Annotated in this window: 10 protein-coding genes; 4 read left to right on the top strand and 6 right to left on the bottom strand. The window is 57.3% G+C overall.

The window, feature by feature from the left end:
• Positions 1-82: 82 nt before the first annotated feature.
• Together RPS27_RS19595 and RPS27_RS19590 are read right to left on the bottom strand one after the other, a co-directional pair.
• The gene (locus RPS27_RS19595; RefSeq protein WP_313754186.1) at positions 83-1,003 is read right to left on the bottom strand and encodes an arginase family protein; all 921 of its coding nucleotides are present in this window, start codon (positions 1,001-1,003) and stop codon (positions 83-85) included.
• 195 nt (positions 1,004-1,198) lie between these two features.
• Positions 1,199-3,157, bottom strand: coding sequence for a PAS domain S-box protein (locus tag RPS27_RS19590; RefSeq protein WP_313754185.1), 1,959 nt, complete (start codon positions 3,155-3,157; stop codon positions 1,199-1,201).
• 1,349 nt (positions 3,158-4,506) lie between these two features.
• Between RPS27_RS19590 and RPS27_RS19585 the strand changes: the two genes are divergently transcribed.
• The gene (locus tag RPS27_RS19585) at positions 4,507-5,313 is read left to right on the top strand and encodes a methyltransferase domain-containing protein (protein WP_313754184.1); all 807 of its coding nucleotides are present in this window, start codon (positions 4,507-4,509) and stop codon (positions 5,311-5,313) included.
• A gap of 632 nt (positions 5,314-5,945) precedes the next feature.
• Here the strand turns inward: RPS27_RS19585 and RPS27_RS19580 are convergent.
• The gene (locus tag RPS27_RS19580; protein WP_313754183.1) at positions 5,946-6,257 is read right to left on the bottom strand and encodes a hypothetical protein; all 312 of its coding nucleotides are present in this window, start codon (positions 6,255-6,257) and stop codon (positions 5,946-5,948) included.
• 394 nt (positions 6,258-6,651) lie between these two features.
• Between RPS27_RS19580 and RPS27_RS19575 the strand changes: the two genes are divergently transcribed.
• Positions 6,652-7,881: an ABC transporter substrate-binding protein gene (locus RPS27_RS19575; RefSeq protein ID WP_313754182.1), complete on the top strand. Its 1,230-nt coding sequence runs from the start codon at positions 6,652-6,654 to the stop codon at positions 7,879-7,881.
• A 239-nt stretch (positions 7,882-8,120) separates the two neighbouring features.
• Positions 8,121-10,265 (top strand): hybrid sensor histidine kinase/response regulator, encoded by a 2,145-nt coding sequence (locus tag RPS27_RS19570; protein WP_313754181.1) that lies wholly within the window; start codon positions 8,121-8,123, stop codon positions 10,263-10,265.
• Positions 10,266-10,451: 186 nt separating this feature from the next.
• Here RPS27_RS19570 and RPS27_RS19565 read toward each other — a convergent pair whose 3' ends face one another.
• The 3 genes from RPS27_RS19565 to fdhD form a co-directional block, all read right to left on the bottom strand.
• Positions 10,452-11,702: a response regulator gene (locus RPS27_RS19565; RefSeq protein WP_313754180.1), complete on the bottom strand. Its 1,251-nt coding sequence runs from the start codon at positions 11,700-11,702 to the stop codon at positions 10,452-10,454.
• 9 nt (positions 11,703-11,711) lie between these two features.
• Entirely contained in the window at positions 11,712-13,433 is a 1,722-nt protein-coding gene (locus tag RPS27_RS19560) for an ATP-binding protein (protein WP_313754179.1), read from the bottom strand.
• 1,094 nt (positions 13,434-14,527) lie between these two features.
• On the bottom strand, positions 14,528-15,274 hold the full coding sequence (fdhD, locus tag RPS27_RS19555) for a formate dehydrogenase accessory sulfurtransferase FdhD (protein ID WP_313754212.1): 747 nt from the start codon (positions 15,272-15,274) through the stop codon (positions 14,528-14,530).
• 227 nt (positions 15,275-15,501) lie between these two features.
• On the opposite strand from fdhD, the gene RPS27_RS19550 reads away from it, so the two are divergent.
• On the top strand, positions 15,502-17,823 hold the full coding sequence (locus RPS27_RS19550) for an FdhF/YdeP family oxidoreductase (RefSeq protein ID WP_313754178.1): 2,322 nt from the start codon (positions 15,502-15,504) through the stop codon (positions 17,821-17,823).
• The last annotated feature ends 8 nt before the right edge of the window (positions 17,824-17,831 follow it).

Here is a 17,831-nt window from a genome sequence, read left to right as displayed (position 1 = left end):
CTCTTCTTCAGTCGTACGCTGACTTCCGCTTGTGGCCCTTAGTGGAAGAAGGCGGCAACGGGCATCGCGGCAAAAGGAGCGGCTATACGGCTCGTTTCCGAATGCAACCGAGGCCATTGCAGAGAATCCGTGCGATAGCAATCGCTCCCAGATTTTGAACGTCGCGCTCGGGAACGAACTCTACGATGTCCAGCCCGACTATTCTGCACTTCGAAGCGACACCCCGCATGAGATCGACCACGTCAAAATAGGACAATCCGCCTGGCTGAGGTATGAGTACGCCTGGGATAACTGATGGATCGAGACCATCGCAATCAATTGTAATCAAGCACTCGCTGTCATCCTCTATCAGTTCAAGAACGCCTGCGATCCCATGAAGCCGAATATCTCTTGCGGTGACGATTTTCGCGCCCCACGCCCTTGCGTGGTCATACTCGGCACGACCAGAGCCGCCAATGCCGCGCAATCCAACCTGCACTATGCGTTTGACCCAGGGCAATTCGCTGGCTCGCCGCATCGTACTCGAAAATGTATAGCCCGATCCATTTCGCTGATCATGCCAATCAAGATGGGCGTCGATCTGCAAGATTGTGAGCCCTTTGCTTTCACGGAACGCTTCGAAGAATGGTATCGGGACGGAGTCATCCCCGCCTAGCAGGATCGGAACCGCGCCGGCCGAAAGGATTGCTTGCGTGGTCGTTCTGATCGCATCGCGGTTGCTCTCAGGCGTCATGGGATCCGTTACAAGGTTTCCACCATCCAACACCTCCAATTTGGTTGGCGCGAGCAGCTCCGCTTCTTGATCAAAATCCCACCGGTTGAGATCGCTCTCATAGTGACTCAGAGCGCGGCGAATGAAGTGGGGCGCATTAGCGGAATGGCTGGTCTGGCCTGCAGCGTACGGCGTGGCGTCGGATGCGCCAAACAAGATCACATCGGCCACTGGCAGGGAGGTGGCTAAGTCACAAGTCTCAACACCCAGAAAAGTATCCTTGGGGTCCATAGCTAGTGTCCAGGATTGCCACGCGCGCCCTTTTCAACCTTGGTCGCTTAATGGGGTTCCGATGGATGTGGCCGTGCCCTCGGATGTCCTCTGTTGGCCCTAAGCTGACCCGGCGCGCGGTCCGCTGATTGGTCAGCTTCTGACCCGAAGCAGACATGACCGTGCTTCAGACGAGCTGATCCAATCTGCGCTAAGCTAATCCTTAGCGCGATCCAAAATTTCGCGGACCTTCAGCGCCAATCTTGCTTGGGTGACCGGCTTTTCCAACAGGTCAACGCCCTCATCAAGCCGTCCATGGTGAACGACTGCGTTGCGCGAATACCCAGTCATGTAAAGAATCCTGAGATCTGGTCTCATCTCCTGCGCGCGCCTTCCCAGTTCGCGTCCGTTGATGCCGGGCATCACCACGTCGGTGAGAAGGAGATCAATCTGCTGATTCTCCTGCAATAGAATGGTCAGAGCCGCCTGCGCGCTGGCGGCAGACCGAACCCGATAATTCAGATCGCGCAGCACGTCAGACAGGTAGCCCCTTAGATCGGGATCATCTTCCACCACGAGGATCGTCTCGACAGAGCTGCCTTCCGAGATGAGTTCGTTGGCTTCGTTCGAAGCCGGCTGGGGATGATTCCCGGTATAACGAGGGAAATACATCCTTATGCTCGTGCCTTCTCCCAGTTCGCTGTAGATTTTCACGTGCCCGCCCGACTGCTTTATGAAACCGTACACTTGGCTCAATCCGAGGCCCGTCCCTTGTCCGGGCTCCTTGGTCGTGAAGAACGGCTCGAATGCATGATCGAGAACCTCGGGGGTCATGCCGGCCCCCGTGTCACTGACGCAGATAACGACGTACTGGCCGACGACGAGCTCGGGGTTGATGCGTGCGTAGTCCTCGTCGGCAGAGACGTTCGTCGCCTCTATCGTCAGCTTTCCCCCGTTCGGCATCGCGTCACGAGCATTGATCGCCAGATTGACAATCGTTGACTCTAGATGATTCAGGTCCGCCTCGATCTGCCAGAGGCCGGCGCCCCCTACCGTCTGGACTTCGATGCGCTCGCCAAGCGTGCGCTGCAGAAATTCCTGCAGGCCACCGAGGAAGCTGTTGAGGTTGATCGGTTTCGGATCGAGCGCTTGGCGACGCGAGAAGGCAAGCAATCGACTGGTCAGCGCCGCGGCCCTTTGGGCACCACGCTTGGCGTTGGCCAACGCGCGCTGAAGGTTCGCCCCCCCGACGTTGCGGCTGTTTCTCTCGGCGGTCTCGAGATTGCCCAGGACGATCATGAGCAGATTGTTGAAGTCGTGAGCAATGCCACCGCTCAGCTGCCCGATCGCTTCGAGCTTTTGCGAGGCGACGAGCTGTTCCTGGACTCGTTGAAGCTCGTCCTGGGCCTGTTTGCGTTCGGTCAGATCGCGCGTGACCTTGGCAAAGCCGACGATCGCACCGCTTTCGTCGGTAATCCGATCAATCACCACCGAAGCCCAAAAGCGCGTGCCGTCTTTTCGCATGCGCCAGCCCTCGGCTTCGAACCGGCCGTTTTCGGTGGCCTCGGCCAACGCCCTTTTCGGCACTTCGTTTTCCAGATCCTCGGGCGTGTAGAACGTGCTGAAATGTCGACCGACAATCTCGTCCGGCCCATACCCTTTGATGCGTTCGGCGCCGGGATTCCAAGTCGCGACATGACCTGAGGGATCAAGCTGGAAAATCGCGTAATCGACAACGGCTTCGACTAGCCGGCGATAGCGCCGTTCGCTTTCCAGGAGGTCGTTGTGGGCCTGTTGCCTTTCCGTGATGTCGCGCGTGACCTTCGCAAACCCGATCAGCCCGCCATCTTCGGCGCGTATCGCATCGAGGACAACGAGGGCCAAGAAGCGACTGCCATCTTTTCTAACTCGCCACCCCTCCGAAGCAAAGCGTCCAGTGGCGGCAGCAGTTGCCAGCGCCTTGGCGGGCAAATCCTTTGCTCGATCTTCGGGCGTGTAAAAAATCGAGAAGGACTGCCCTATGACCTCGTCCGACACATAACCTTTGAGGCGCTCTGCCCCCTTGTTCCAGCTTCTGACCACGCCCCCGGCATCGAGCATGAAGATGGCGTAATCGACGATCGAATTGATCAGCAGGTCGAGGCTCAGCGGCCCGGGAGCGGCACCTGTTTTCATGTTTATTGGAACTCGGAGGGGCGGGCTATGCTAACGTCGGGCGTCAGCGAATGTTCCCCTGTGATAGGTTGCGCTAGTAGGTCGAAGGGACCGAGCAGCGCCGCATTGCGCAATGATCCAAGACCGCCGCGCCATCGTATCCATGGCGGAGGTCCAAATGGAACCCACCGATGTCAATATATTGCGATTCCCTTATCCCGACCAGTCGCTGTCACAGGAAGCGTTGGCGAGCTGTCTGACAGAGCTCACGGAAGAGCTGGAAACATCTCTTTCAGGTGTCGAGAGGGGTATACCGGGCAGCTGGCGCGCATTGAGAACGTTGCCGTCGTGTTGAAGAAAATCGCGGCCCTGATGTCGAGGGGCGCGACAGGCTGCGAGCAGCCGAGGCGTTTACGCGGGTGATGCTTTCAACCGCAGAATTGCGGTCGAAGTTGAGTTCACGTGAGTTGGACCAGGCTTAGATACACACATCCATGGATAGTTGTTAGGTTCAGTTCAGCCAGCATGAACGACCGCTAGTGGCCCATTCCGGTCGTGCCGTCCGGTCTGACAACGTCCGCTTATCCGGTTGGACCGGAAGTCATCGCCTCACGGGTGAATTGACGCGATTGACCCTAAGATGTCATTCGCTGCGGAGCAGGCTGGTAACGCATTAGCCCTCGTTGAGCCAGTAAGCCTGACGTGTTGAAAGCTGAAGTTGCCCACAGTAGATTGCCACTTTATCCCATTTGCTCTGCAGCAATCCTAGTAGTGCTTTTGTACTGTGGAGGACATTTATGCGAAACTCTCGCGCAATGCTTTATCTCCAGCGACTGGGCGAGCTCGCCTCTCAGCTCTCAGAATTGGAAGATCTTCGAGATGTAGTCGAAGATGCAGAGCGAAGCGCCCGCGGTGCGTCTCCATTGCGCTCTAGAGGCCATGCTTCGCGCCGCCTTCGAGGTCGCGATTTCGGCGCCCTGTCTGTCCGCCTCCGTCGCTACACGCCACCAAGCAGAGATGCAGGAGCTGTCAGACACCCCGAGAACGACAATCAAGTCGACGGGGCGTTGCTTGAGCCATTTCCCGATGGATGGTGGGCTTCCCCCTAAAGCTCTTCCACGCCGCTAGTAAGTCAAGTTTTCTCGTCTGCTTATGGCCCTTCGGCGAAGTGGCAGCGTCGCTCCACGAGGTCCGCTTATTGAGGCACGGCGGACTGAATATGCTCAGTTTGAGTTCTTCGCATTGTGACCCAAAGCCGACATGGCGTTGCAATCTCAAATTGGTGAGCCATGCCGGTCGGTCGGCCACTGTGCTTAGATTGGTTGCGTCGCTTTCCGGTTTTCCTTGGCTTGTCCTCTCCGGAGCAAATCATGACGAGTTCATTTAGGGATGCCGAACATTCGGGTTGGTCAGCCCGGGCCGACAGTTATGATAGAATGTTCACCCCAATCTCCAATCAGGCGATTCCGCGCATGATTGCGCTTCTCGGTGACCTTCGCGGGAAGCGTGTACTGGACATCTGTTGCGGTTCTGGACACTTAACGGCTGCCTTGGCGAACAAGGGCGCGACCGCAGAAGGGATCGATTTTGCATCGGCAATGGTTGCCAAGGCATCTGCCATTTATCCGACCGTCTCCTTTCGGGAAGGCGATGCCGAGGCGCTTGATTACGCAGATGGCTCGTTTGATGGCGTAGTCTGCTGTTACGGGATCGTGCACCTTTCGCGCCCCGACCTCGCGATTGCCGAGGCATTTCGCGTGCTTAAGCCCGGCGGCGCATATGTCTTCACGCAGTGGGCCTTAGCCGACGAACTTCTCACAATCGTCTCAGCCGCTGTTGCTGAACATGGCGGGCCGGTTCAACTGCCCCCCGCGCCCCCACTGATGCGGTTCGGCGAGCCCGAGGAATGTCGGCGCGCGCTGATTGCGGCAGGGTTTAGCAACGTCGCGGTCGAGAATCTCGATATCAGTTGGAAATCGAATCGCCCGGAGCCCCTCCTCGATCTAATCGCCGGGGGCACCGTGCGTGCAGCGATGATGATCGACAGCCAGGAGCCCGGACCTCGGGCGATGATCCGCGAAGCTATCGTCAATGCCGCTCGTGTCAGGACAACTGATGGCGTTACTCTTATTCGTCGGCCAACTGTGCTCGCCTTCGGTGAAAAACCAGCGGCATGATCCGGTTGGAAACGCGAATTCCTTTCCGGTTTTGTCCCATTGCTGACGTCCGCTCTGAATTTTTGAAGGACCGCTAAGCCGATGAAGCCAGACGTCGGCCTCTGGCCGGGTTCTTTCCTAACATGTGATATCCGAATGACATCAGCCTCAGCGGAAAGGCTGATGCCGCGTTGCAGTAGACGTACCGTCCACTCCTGCCGCGGCGTGGATCAGCTCAGCCGAGCTACTAAATCGGCAAGAGCCACCACTATCCTTAACTCTCGTGAATCCCGATTTCGTCGATGACGATTATGCTTTGGGCGCCGGGTGTTATTCAGTGGGTTGGGGGAAGGACTGCTGACCTCTCCATCGGAAGAGACAGTGGTCGCTTCCGTGAACATTTTTGTTCGTGGAGTTGAGTCATGTTGCTTTCGGAGAACTTTGCGAGCGAACCATCTCCAACATGGATAATGCGTTGGAGCGTGCATGTCGAATGATGCCTCTGGCGTTCGAAGAGCATGCAGCCCGCAAGTTCGTTGCTGAATAGATCGTCGAGTACGCCAGCAAGCACACACAAACGCTCGGCGGTTCGACCGAGGCTGGCAGGCGGGCGGTCGCAATACTTGCGACGGAAATCGTCGAATCGAATTGAGCTACTGCAGAACCTTCGGCAGCACGAGCACGACTTCGATTTCGTGCTTCAGGATTCGGCCTGCTATGTCTGCGATGAGCGGAGAGAAGTCGTCCTCAATCGTTGCGGCGGCAGCTTCGTCCCTGGCGAAGACGTAAAGCAGCGGGCCCTCAACCTCGGCAAAACGAATGCCAGCGAAAACGCGATCAAACTCCGCCGCTCCGAGCACCGCTGCCACCCGGGCCTGGATCGCGAAATCCTGAATGTCTGTTAAGTTCATGTAAGTCAGATAAATACGATGGACTCGGAAACAAGAGTGGAAATGCTCTGGCAACCACGCGACCTTCTAAGCGACGAGTTCCTCGTTTCCGAAAATCGAGAGAAACTCTTCTCGCCACTTGCATCTTCAAGGCGATACAGGGCAGAGGGGGCTAGCGGCTCAAGGTTCGCAGAAGCGATGACGCCAAGCCTACCGCTTGCCCGCCAGTGGTGGTGACTGCCGCATCCCCGTTCGGCGGCCACGAGTATCAGGTGCAGCTCGCTCTCTTGGCTGTTTTTGCCACTTCCTGGTGGACCGATATTCCAACAGGAGGAATTGTGCGCTGCCACCTCAATTCGGATTCCGATGGAACTGCCATCGCGCCTGGCGTCCCCTTCATTGTCGTGCATACTCAAGAAGCCCGGCCGAGAAGTCTTTAAGCAAGAGCCGGACGTTTGGGAGGACAAGGATGCGTAGTGATTACGTGAAGTTCGCTTGTTCGGTCGCCATTGCGGCGGCAACTCTATTGACTCTCTCTGCCGCCGCCAATGCGCAGAAAAAGTACGATCCCGGAGCAAGCGATACGGAGATCAAAGTCGGCAACATCATGCCCTACTCAGGCCCAGCTTCGGCTTACGCCACCATCGGCAAAACAGAGGCGGCTTACTTCAACAAAATCAACTCTGAAGGCGGCATCAATGGCCGGAAGATCAACTTCATCTCTTATGACGATACCTACAGCCCACCGAAAACGGTTGAGCAGGCTCGCAAGCTAGTTGAGAGCGATGAGGTGTTGCTGATCTTCAACCCCCTTGGGACGCCAGGCAACACGGCAATTCAGAAATACATGAATGCGAAGAAGGTCCCGCAGCTATTCGTCTCGACGGGCGCTGCCAAGTGGAATGATCCGAAGAATTTTCCTTGGACGATGGGATGGCAGCCAAGTTATCAGGTCGAGGCTCGAATTTATGGCAAGTACATCCTCCAGAACTATCCGGGGAAGACGATCGGGGTTCTCTACCAGAACGACGATTTTGGGAAGGATTACGTCGTTGGACTGAAGGACGGGCTCGGTGATCAAGCGGGCAAGCTCATCGTCGTGGAGGCGCCCTACGAAACGAGTTCGCCAACGGTCGATTCTCAGATCGTTCAAATCAAAGGCTCAAACCCGGATATCTTCGTAAACATCGCAACTCCGAAGTTTGCTGCTCAGGCTATCAAGAAGGTTACTGAACTAAACTGGCATCCGGTGCAGTTTTTGACCAATGTGTCTGGTTCGATTGGAGGTGTCATCAAGCCAGCCGGTTACGAGGCAAGCCAGGGGATTCTTTCGACAGCTTACTTGAAGGATCCGAAGGACGCCGAGTGGAAAACGGACCCTGCCATGAACGAGTGGCGAGCGTTCATGACCAAGTGGTATCCCGAAGGTGATCTTGACGACTCCGCTACCGTATTTGGCTATGGGGTCGCAAAGGGGTTGGAGCAGGTGCTACGGCAGTGCGGCGACAACCTCACTCGTGAGAATGTAATGAAGCAGGCCGCCAGCCTCGATTTCGAAATTGGGATCTATCTACCTGGCACTCGGATCAAGACCGGGCCCAACGACTTTGCTCCCATCGAACAGCTTCAAATGATGCGCTTCAAAGGTGAGAGCTGGGAGCGATTCGGCCCCATCATGAGCGGAGAGCGCGGCTCTTAAAACAGTGCAACGTGGCTCGCATCTGCTCCAAGCCGTGGATGCGAGCTATAAGTTCTGTGCCCGTTCGAAATGCGGAACCCATTTCTCTGAAGCGTGCGAGAGTCAGGCTTAGAGAGATCGCGGTTTGCCGGACATACTTTCGGCCTAGCGTTTGGAACCCAGAACACACTGGCATCGGAAAGAAAACATGACTAAGGAGATATTTTAAGTCTGTGGCTACTGGAGAGGCCTATTAAGCGATGAAGCAGCGGAAAGATGCAGCCCTCCGATGGCTGTGGATTTCGCTGGCGGCCTCAGTCATTGCTCCAGCCCTGGTGTTCGCATATGCGGCATACGCCGCTTACCAGGATGCGTTTGAACTGGCAGACGAGCGAATTGAACGTAGCTTGGAGGTATCAGCGGAACAGGCTCTTCGCGTGTTTCGCTCGATCAACGTCACGCTGGACAGTATTGACCAGATCACGCGCGGCAAGACGGACTCGACGATCAAGGATTCCGGAGCTGAGCTAAGTGAGCGCCTGAAGCAATTCGCGCATACTTTTCCAGACATTAGTTCAATCTGGGTGCTCGACCGCAATGGCGATGCATTACTCTCGTCTCTATTTTTTCCAGTCCCGCCTGCTTTCAACGCACCAGAACGATCTCACCTTAAGGCAGAGCTGGCTCAAAGCGAAGAAGCTTACATTGGGCGCGTGGTCGGCATCTCTCTGACGGGTGCAATCCTGTTTCCGGTTAGCAAACGACGGCACGATAGCTCGGGTACTTTCAACGGTTACACTCTGATCTCTGTCTTACCCTCGGCTTTTGAAAATCTCTATGCAACATTGCGCGGCAAGTCGAGCGCAAGCTTTGCCTTGATTCGAGACGACGGTGCTGTTCTCGCCCGTCACCCGATCGCGGCTCGTCCTGGCATCGTATTGGATCCGTCGAGTGGCTTTGGCCAGCTGATCAAAAATAATCCGGAGGGAGGAAGATATACGACGGTATCGAACGTAGACGGACTAGAGCGCCGCTTTGCAGTTAGAAAGCTTGCGGGACTGCCGGTGTATGTTTCTTCCAGCATGGAGACGTCCGAAATACGAAGCGCGTGGCTCCGGCAGGTAGGTGGCTATCTGGCCATCGGCGCACCCGCCCTCGCTCTGGTCTGTTTCTTCATCGTTCTCACCGCTCGTAGCACAGCCGCGTTTTATGCAGAGGCAGAGCGTCGAGAAACTCTGGAGCAGGAGATGCGTCGTTCGCAGCGGATTGAAGCGGTCGGTCAGCTCACCGGCGGCATCGCGCATGACTTCAACAATCTGCTGACGATCATCATTGGCAATCTGCAGATGGCGAGCCGTAGGGTCACCGACGAAAAGCCAAAAGCGTTGATCGAAAACGCTCAAAAGGGCGCGTTGAAGGCAGCCGAACTCACCAAACGTCTTTTGGCGTTCTCTCGGAAGCAAGCACTCGATCCAAGGCCAGTTGACTTGAACAGACTGGTCCAGAATTTGACGGACATGCTGGCTCGAACCCTTGGTGAGACAATCTCAATTGAAACAAATCTCGCGCCTGATCTGTGGGAGGCGCAGGCTGACCTAACTGAGCTCGAATCTGCGGTGTTGAACTTGGCGCTCAACGCCCGAGACGCGATGCCGAATGGAGGCACGCTCATACTAGAAACGTCAAACGCGTCCCTGGACGAGCAGTTCTCCGCATCGTCTGATCAACTGAATGCCCCGCAATACGTGTCCATTTCCGTCAAGGACACAGGAATAGGTATGGCCCCGGAAGTGGCCGACAAAGCTTTCGAGCCGTTCTTTACAACCAAACCGCCCGGAACGGGGACCGGCCTCGGGCTGAGCCAGGTCTACGGCTTCGTCAAGCAGAGCGATGGTGACGTTAGAATAAACTCAACACCGGGTGCAGGCACGACGGTCACGATCTATCTCCCGCGACGAAAGGATGCCAGTGAACCAGAGCGTAAAGAGCAGGCAATCGGAGGCGTTCCTCGCGGCGATGGTGAGCGTGTGCTGGTCACAGAGGACGATGAGGGCGTGCGGCAGTTCGTGACCGACACATTGGTCGAACTAGGCTATGAAGTCATGCAAGCACAGGATGGTAGTGCAGCGCTTAATGTCCTCGCCACGAGCCAGGTGGACCTGCTCCTGACCGACGTCGTGATGCCAGGCATAAACGGACGCGCCTTAGCTGTCGAGGCGCAGCGCCGCCGGCCCGGTCTGAAGGTTCTTTACATGACCGGTTACTCTCGCGACGCCATCGTTCATCAGGGTCGACTTGATCCCGGTGTTTCTCTCATCCAGAAGCCCTTTACCCAAAGCGACCTGGCGCAGAGAGTACGGAGCGTGTTGGAGGCAATTGTAACAAGAGACGGAAGGCCAATCTAGGTCCGCTCACCGTCGCACTGGCCAACTGTCAGTCAGCGAACCAGGTAAAGGCAGTGCTTCGCAAGCCGCGGGCGCTAGGGCAATGAAGCCAGACGTGGGCCTTTGGCCGGCTTCTTCCATAACAATGGATATCCGAATGAATCCGTGCTCGGGGAGCGCCTCCGAATGACCGGCACCGCGCGCAGGTTACTCGAGTCGGATGTCTATGCCGTGGGCACCATTAAGCAGGCGCCTGAGATGAAAGCCCGCAAGGTTGTCGTTGCAGTTGCGAGCGATCAGTGCCGCGAAAGCCGGCATGGCTCCGGGGTCGTCCGCCTCTAATTGGGCATAGGCCTTGAGATAGTCGATCGTCTTGTCGCTGTCGAAGTCCGCCACAGATAGAGGTTCGTATGCCTGCAGAGGCTCGCTTCGGCCTCGCAACGTAAGTCGGCCAATCGGACGTCCGCGGAATCTATCTGCCCGGCCAGCCAGCTCGCCACTTACACAAACCCTTGTTCCCATGACCTTGTTCGCGGCCTCAAGCCTCGCGGCGGTATTCATCGTGTCGCCGTGAGCGGTATAATCGAAAAACCGATTTCCGCCGAAATTGCCTACGAGGGCTGGACCCGCATGAACGCCTATTCGCGTTGCGCCAAAGTTCACTCCCTTCCGCTTCCATCGTAATCGAAACTCTTCGGCCCAATGATCGAGAGCATGTGCGCACGAAATGGCTCGAGTCGCGTAATCAGTCTGATCGCTTGGTGCATTGAAGAGCACCTGAATCGCATCGCCAATTATTTTGGCAACAGTGCCGTCATGAGCAAATATCGTCTCAGTCATTCCGAACATATACTCGTTCAGCATGTCCCCCAAAGTCGAGGGCGCCATCTTTTCAACTAGCGAAAGAAATCCGCTAATGTCGGTGAAGAGTACAGCTATCTCGCGGTGGTGCACATCCATGCCACCATTCTCTGATCCTGCCGCCAATCGGCTAGCCAGCTGAGGCGAAAAGTAGCGCGAAAGAGAGGCCTGTGCGCGCTCAGCCTCGAGCTGGCGACTACGGATTTCGCGTAACATGCAGACGTGTTGTAACGTCCTTTGGATTGTGAGTTCCAAATCATCGAGATCGATCGGCTTAGTAATAAAGTCAAACGCCCCGCGATTCATCGCCGCGCGAATATTGCCCATGTCGCCGTACGCAGACACAATGATAGTTGATTGCCCACTATCTGTTCTCTGGAGTGCTTGCAGTGTGGACAGCCCGTCCAGCCGAGGCATGTTTATATCTAAGAGGACAACCTCAATTCCTGGCGTGCCTTCGACCAACTGGAGAGCCTCAACCCCGTCGCGAGCGAACATAAACCTGAGAGTTCCGCCATCAATTTGGCGATGAAAGTGTTGAAGGATGACTTCCTCCAGGTCTGGCTCATCGTCCACGACGAGAATTGTCCCTGTCATAGCAGATACTCATTCAAAGTTCTTGCGCGGTAGCACCACGACGAATTCGCAGAACTCACCCGGGATAGTCTCGACATGGATCGCACCACGGTGTTGCTTGACCACGATGTCATGACAGATAGAAAGTCCTAACCCGGTTCCTTCTCCGACCGGCTTGGTCGAGAAAAACGGCTCGAATATCTTTTCTCTGAACCGGGGAAGAATGCCGTCGCCGTTGTCGCGGATCCGAATTTCGACGCCATTTTCTAGGCTCTTGGTACTCACACTCAACGTTGGCTCAACGTGAGACGTAATAGAACTGGAATGTGTTTGACGGTGGGTCGCTGCATAGAAGCCGTTAGAGATTAGATTGAGGAAGACTCGAGAAATTTCTTGCGGGTATAGATCGACCTTTCCAGCGTTACTGTCGAAGCTTCGCAAGAGCCTCGCGTTGAAATCGCGCTGCTGCGCTCGAGCTCCATGGAATGCAAGATTGAGGGTCTCGTCCACAAGGCCGTTGATGTCGACTGGACGATGTTCGCTTGAGCCGGATCGAGAGTGGAGAAGCATATTTTGCACGATGCTGTCTGCACGTTTGCCATGCTGCACCACTTTGTCTAAGTTGCGTTGCAGCGTCCTAGTTAAATGATCGATCTCCTCTGCGATACCCGGCTTGGGGGGCGACTTCGCGATAGCACGCAATAGATCGTCGATTCGTTCGTTGGAGAGGCGTGCGAAGTTGTTGACGAAGTTGAGTGGGTTCTTGATCTCGTGGGCTATGCCCGCAGTCAAACGCCCGAGAGACGCAAGCTTTTCGGCTTGAACTAGGCGATCTTGAGTGGCTCGCAGCTTCTCTAGAGATTCGGAAAGCTCTCCTGCGAGCTTCTTAAACTTTTCTTCGCTTCGGCGCAGAGCCTCCTCAGCTAGGACCTGCTCTGTGACGTCCGCATGTGCGCCAACGAGGCGTATTGCTTTCCCATTCTTGTCACGTTCGATTTCTGTTGTGACAAGTATCCAGCGTGTTGCTCCGTCACACGGGCGGATGATCCGATACTTAGTTGAGTAGCCGGGCACATTACCATTGACGGCATTGATGAACGTGCTTTCGGCTCTCTCTCGGTCCTCCGGATGAATTCGCCTGACCCAATCCTCGTGCGTTTCATGGGCAGCTTCCGGCGGTAAGCCGTGAATGGCCAAGTATTCGGGGGAGCGACGATTTCGGAAGCCCGTTGTCAGATTAACTTCAAGGCCCCCGATTTTGCCAATCTGCTGAACGCGGGCAAGTTCTGCTTCTCGAGCGCGCAAAGCTAGAGTGGCGCGGTACTCCTGGGTCTCGTCTCGACAGACAACTAGTACGCCACCGACCCCGTCTCCTTCCGCTATAGGGCTAAAACTATAGCTCCAAAAAGTTTGGCGCGTGTCATCTGTCGAGCCGGGTGGAATGCGCTGGCGTTCGCGCCAGACTCCTCCTTTGCCACTCATGACGTGTCCGATGTCGGGGCCGATTATGTGCCAAATCTCTCTCCAGAATTTCTCGCCGGAAACGCCCAATCCGGTTTGCCTGAGAGCGCTTCCGGCAATTTCACGAAAGGCGTCATTGTAGAATTGAACGAGCTCCGGGCTCCACCAGATCAACATCGGGTGGTTTGTGTTGAGCATTACCCTTACCAAGGTCTGGAGAGATTCAGGCCAACGGTTCGGTGGACCGACGCAGCTGCTCGACCAATCAAGCGCGCGCATCGCTGCGCCCATCTCACCTCCGCCGGTGAGACACTGTGAGACCGACTCGTGAGGGTTCAGCATGCGGCCCCCTCAGAAAAGAGTTGCGAACTTTAGTTTAGTATATCAACCCATGCTTGACGGTTCATAAGAATTCCCGTGACAACCAAGAGCGGTAAAATATTGCCGCGAGACATGCGGTGAAGGGGCCTCGCGTTCGCAGTAGCAGGTGCCAGGGCCGTTAAATGCTTGAAGAACTGCAAACCTATCGGAAGGTAGCTCCGAGGTCAGGTCGAAGATCAAGCGGACGGTAGCAGTTCAGGCGCGCGCGAAAACAGCAATTGCTTCACGCTCGGGTTGCTCTATGGAGCGCTTCTTCCATAACATCGAATACGCGAATCGCCGCCCCGATTCGATGTTCAAACCGCTCCTTTGTTCGCATTATGTGACGCGGTGGCTCATTGAACAGCCCGTTCCTCGCTCGTTTGTCCGCCCATCCATTGAGGTGCCAAAAGAGCGGCGCAGCCCAACGCCATAGTATCGACCCGATGTCAGTTGACGAGGAAACGCGGCCTGGCGCGATCATTCGTCGAGCTAGGCATCGATCTTCGATTTGAGAACAGCGCAAGTGAATACGAGCGCCGCTTTAAATATAAACGTAGCCGACAGAGGTATCATCGCGGTCACCGACGGGCTGCCTTGGTTAACCCTGACGGAGTTCGGATCGTTTATATTGAGCCGGAATGGCTTAACGCCCGCGCCGATGTTTTCAAAATCGCCTGACGTCGTCCGCCTACTCCCCAGGTCCTGCGTCGTCCTTATCGCCGGTTGCAATGATCTGCAGGACCCCATCCGCAAGCGGCCTCTGTAGAGACTTAGCTTCCGCCCAAGGCTTCGGGGCCATGGGCCGTTCCTGGCTGAATCAGGCCAAGTCGTACGACGGCCAACAGCCATCCTCCTCATGGCGATACGCTACGAACTCGTGAAGGAATAACTTCATAACAAGCACCGTGCAGTGACCACTCTGATTGAGAGATCGTTCGCGAACTTCACCGCGCGGATTCTACCGGACAAGTTGTCGGCGAGGCGCCGGTCGGTCCTCAAGTGTTTCTGCAGGGATCCGCCGGCTAAAGACGCCCAGGGGTGTGAGCGTAAATTCGCTCTGAGTGGCTGAAGATCTCGAACGCCTCTCCGCGCGCGATACCGACGACCGCGATGCCGGTTGCTTCCGCCGTCCGGATGGCAAGCGCGGTCGGCGCTGACATGCCGACGACTATTCCCGCGCCGATCGCTGCGGCCTTCTGCACCATCTCGACCGATATCCGACTAGTGAGGATGATGGCGCCAGCGCACCCGGCTATTCCCTCGACGGCGAGTGCGCCGGCGAGCTTGTCGAGCGCGTTATGCCGACCGACGTCCTCGCGAACCACCATGGACCTGCTGCCCGGCTGGAAAAAACCTGCCGCATGGGTGGCGTGGGTCGCGTGGTTGAGGGTTTGTAGCTCCGTGAGAGCTGCGATCGCTGCACCGATCTGTTGAGGCGCGAGGCAGGCGGGGTGCTCGATGGGCCGAACGATCCGGCCGGCTTCGCGCAAACTGTCGATGCCGCAAAGGCCGCAGCCGGTGGGTCCCACGAGCAGCCGCCGTCGCTCCTTCAGGCGCCGTCCGGCGTCCGGTCGCAGCCATAGCCGAAGTTCGATGCCGTCGGGACCCGGGACGACGGAGAGTTCCTCGATCTCGCCAATGTCCCCGATAATTCCTTCCGTAAGGCTGAAGCCTCGGGCCAAATCCGTCAAATCGGCGGGAGTCGCCATCAGCACTGCCGCGGTGGTCCCGTCATAGACGAGTGCTACCGGGCACTCCTCCGCTACGATGCGCGCATCCTGCGCACCGCTCGACGTCAGCCTTGGCACCGCGACCGAGGCGGGGGGCGTAGACGCGCTATCGCATACGTCGAGTTGAGAGCCGTGCATGGATGCGTCCTAGGATCGAGTCATGACGCGCGAGCCAAGGCAAGGTTCCGAACGCTTAGGAACTTGCGATGACATCTCGGGTTTTGGGTGCAGGGCGCTAGGTGTGGTTTGCGATCGAAGGATGCGTCATGCGGCAAAAGGCTAAAGTCGAGAAAAACGATTCTCCCGCCGGTGGCTGGGGCTCTCTCAACGCCGTGGCTCACATCCTAACGCAGGAAGAGGTCGCGATCCTCGGCAGCGAGATCCTGCTGAAACAGAACAAGCCAGATGGGTTCATGTGCGTGAGCTGCTCCTGGGCCAAGCCGGCCAAGCCGCGGCCGTTCGAGTTCTGCGAGAACGGCGCCAAGGCGACTGCCTGGGAAGTGACCAACAAGACTGTAACGCCGGAGTTCTTTGCGCAACATTCGCTGGCTGAACTGCGAACCTGGTCGGATCATCAACTGGAGGAGCAGGGCCGCCTGACCACGCCGATGCGTTACGATAGGGCCAGCGACAAATACCTGCCGGTCGCTTGGGACGAGGCCTTCCGGGATATCGGCGCCGAGTTGAACCGACTCGATCCACGCTCGGTCGTCATGTACACGTCCGGACGCGCCTCGCTCGAAACGAGCTACATGTATCAATTGTTCGGCCGCATGTACGGGACCAACAATTTTCCCGACAGCTCCAACATGTGTCACGAGAGTACCTCGGTGGCGTTGCCCGAGGTGATCGGAGTTCCGGTCGGCACGGTGCTGCTGGAGGATTTCGACGTCACCGATTGCATCTTTTTTTTCGGGCACAACACCACCACCAATGCGCCGCGCATGCTGCATCCGTTGCAGGAGGCGGCGCAGCGCGGCGTGCCGATCGTGACCTTCAATCCCCTGCGCGAGCGTGGCCTGGAGCGCTTCGTCAACCCGCAAAATCCGGTGCAGATGATCGCCGGCGGCACGCGCATCAGCTCGCAATATTATCAGGTGCGGGTTGGCGGCGACGCCGCCGCCATCACTGGGATTTGCAAATGGGTGATCGAGTCTGACGACCTCGCCCGCGACAATGGAACTGCGCGGGTCCTCGATGTCGCGTTCATTCAGGACCACACGACGGGCTTCGAGGAGTTCGCTGCGTTCTGCCGGGCACAGGATTGGGATGAAATCGAGCGCGCCTCAGGGCTTTCGCGCATGGCGCTGCGCGAGGCCGCAAACACCTACATGGCGGCCAACGCCGTGATCGCCAATTACGGCATGGGCATCACCCAGCACAAGCACGGCGTCGAGACGGCGAAGATGATCATCAACCTGCTGCTGCTCCGCGGCAATATCGGCAAGCCCGGCGCGGGGATTTCGCCGATCCGCGGGCACTCCAACGTCCAGGGCCAGCGCACGGTCGGCATCTCCGAGAAGACCAAGCTGGTGCCGCTCGACAAGCTCGCCGAGCTCTATGATTTCGAGCCTCCGCGGTGGGAAGGGGTGTCCACCGTCGATGCATGCGAAGGAATCCTGAAAGGCAGCATTCGCGGCTTCGTCGGTCTCGGTGGCAATTTTCTGCGCGCTGTCCCGGAGCGGTCATTGATGGAGCCCGCATGGTCCGGCCTGCGCCTCTCCGTGCAGATCGCGACCAAGCTCAACCGCACCCACCTCGTGCCGGGCGAGGTCAGCTATCTCCTGCCATGCCTCGGCCGGATCGAGATCGACCGGCAGGATAGCGGCGAGCAGGCCGTGTCGATGGAGGATTCCACCGCCTGCATCCACGGCTCCCGCGGCCAGCGCAAGCCTGTGGCCGAACACCTTCTGTCCGAGCCGGCGATCGTCGCCGCGCTCGCGAAGGCGACGTTGAAGCCAAATCCGAAGGTCGATTGGGATGCATGGGTCGGCGATTATTCGAAAGTTCGGGACGCAATCGAGCGCACCTATCCCGACCAGTTCAAGGACTTCAACAAGCGCATGTTCGAGCCCGGCGGATTTCCGCGGCCGCTTGCGGCTCGCGAACGGAAGTGGAAGACGCCGAATGGCAAGGCGAACTTCACCGTGCCAAAATCGGCCTTTGCGCCGCCGCGCGAGAGCGACGGCATCTACGAGCTGATGACGATGCGTGCCGACGGACAGTTCAACACCACGATCTACAGTGAGGACGATCGCTTCCGCGGCATCAAGGGCGGCCGTTACGTTGTTTTCATGAATCCTGTCGACATGGAGGATGACGGGCTGAAATCGGGAGATACCGTCACCCTGGTGACGGAGGCGGGAGATGGCGTCGAGCGCAGCTTGAGCGAACTTCAGGTCGTTCCCTACGGCATCCCGCGCAGGAGCATCGCGGGCTATTACCCGGAGTGCAACGTGCTCATTCCGCTCTGGCATTACGCGGAGGGCAGCAAGGTGCCGGCGGCGAAGTCCGTTCCGGTGCGTCTGTTCAAGGACGTTCCTCCCGAGATGATCGACGGGGAAGAGGCTGTGATTTCGGCGTCGTGACACGCCAT

This window comes from Bradyrhizobium sp. WYCCWR 12699, from assembly GCF_032144035.1.
GTDB lineage: Bacteria > Pseudomonadota > Alphaproteobacteria > Rhizobiales > Xanthobacteraceae > Bradyrhizobium.
The sequence above is the reverse complement of the archived record's forward strand: the minus strand, read 5'-3'. Positions and strand labels throughout refer to the sequence as shown.

Excerpts from the sequence above, each read along its gene's own strand:
- RPS27_RS19595 (WP_313754186.1), bottom strand. The coding sequence starts at position 1,003 with ATGGACCCCAAGGATACTTTTCTGGGTGTTGAGACTTGTGACTTAGCC.
- RPS27_RS19590 (WP_313754185.1), bottom strand. The coding sequence starts at position 3,157 with ATGAAAACAGGTGCCGCTCCCGGGCCGCTGAGCCTCGACCTGCTGATC.
- RPS27_RS19585 (WP_313754184.1), top strand. The coding sequence starts at position 4,507 with ATGACGAGTTCATTTAGGGATGCCGAACATTCGGGTTGGTCAGCCCGG.
- RPS27_RS19575 (WP_313754182.1), top strand. The coding sequence starts at position 6,652 with ATGCGTAGTGATTACGTGAAGTTCGCTTGTTCGGTCGCCATTGCGGCG.
- RPS27_RS19570 (WP_313754181.1), top strand. The coding sequence starts at position 8,121 with ATGAAGCAGCGGAAAGATGCAGCCCTCCGATGGCTGTGGATTTCGCTG.
- RPS27_RS19565 (WP_313754180.1), bottom strand. The coding sequence starts at position 11,702 with ATGACAGGGACAATTCTCGTCGTGGACGATGAGCCAGACCTGGAGGAA.
- RPS27_RS19560 (WP_313754179.1), bottom strand. The coding sequence starts at position 13,433 with ATGGGCGCAGCGATGCGCGCGCTTGATTGGTCGAGCAGCTGCGTCGGT.
- RPS27_RS19550 (WP_313754178.1), top strand. The coding sequence starts at position 15,502 with ATGCGGCAAAAGGCTAAAGTCGAGAAAAACGATTCTCCCGCCGGTGGC.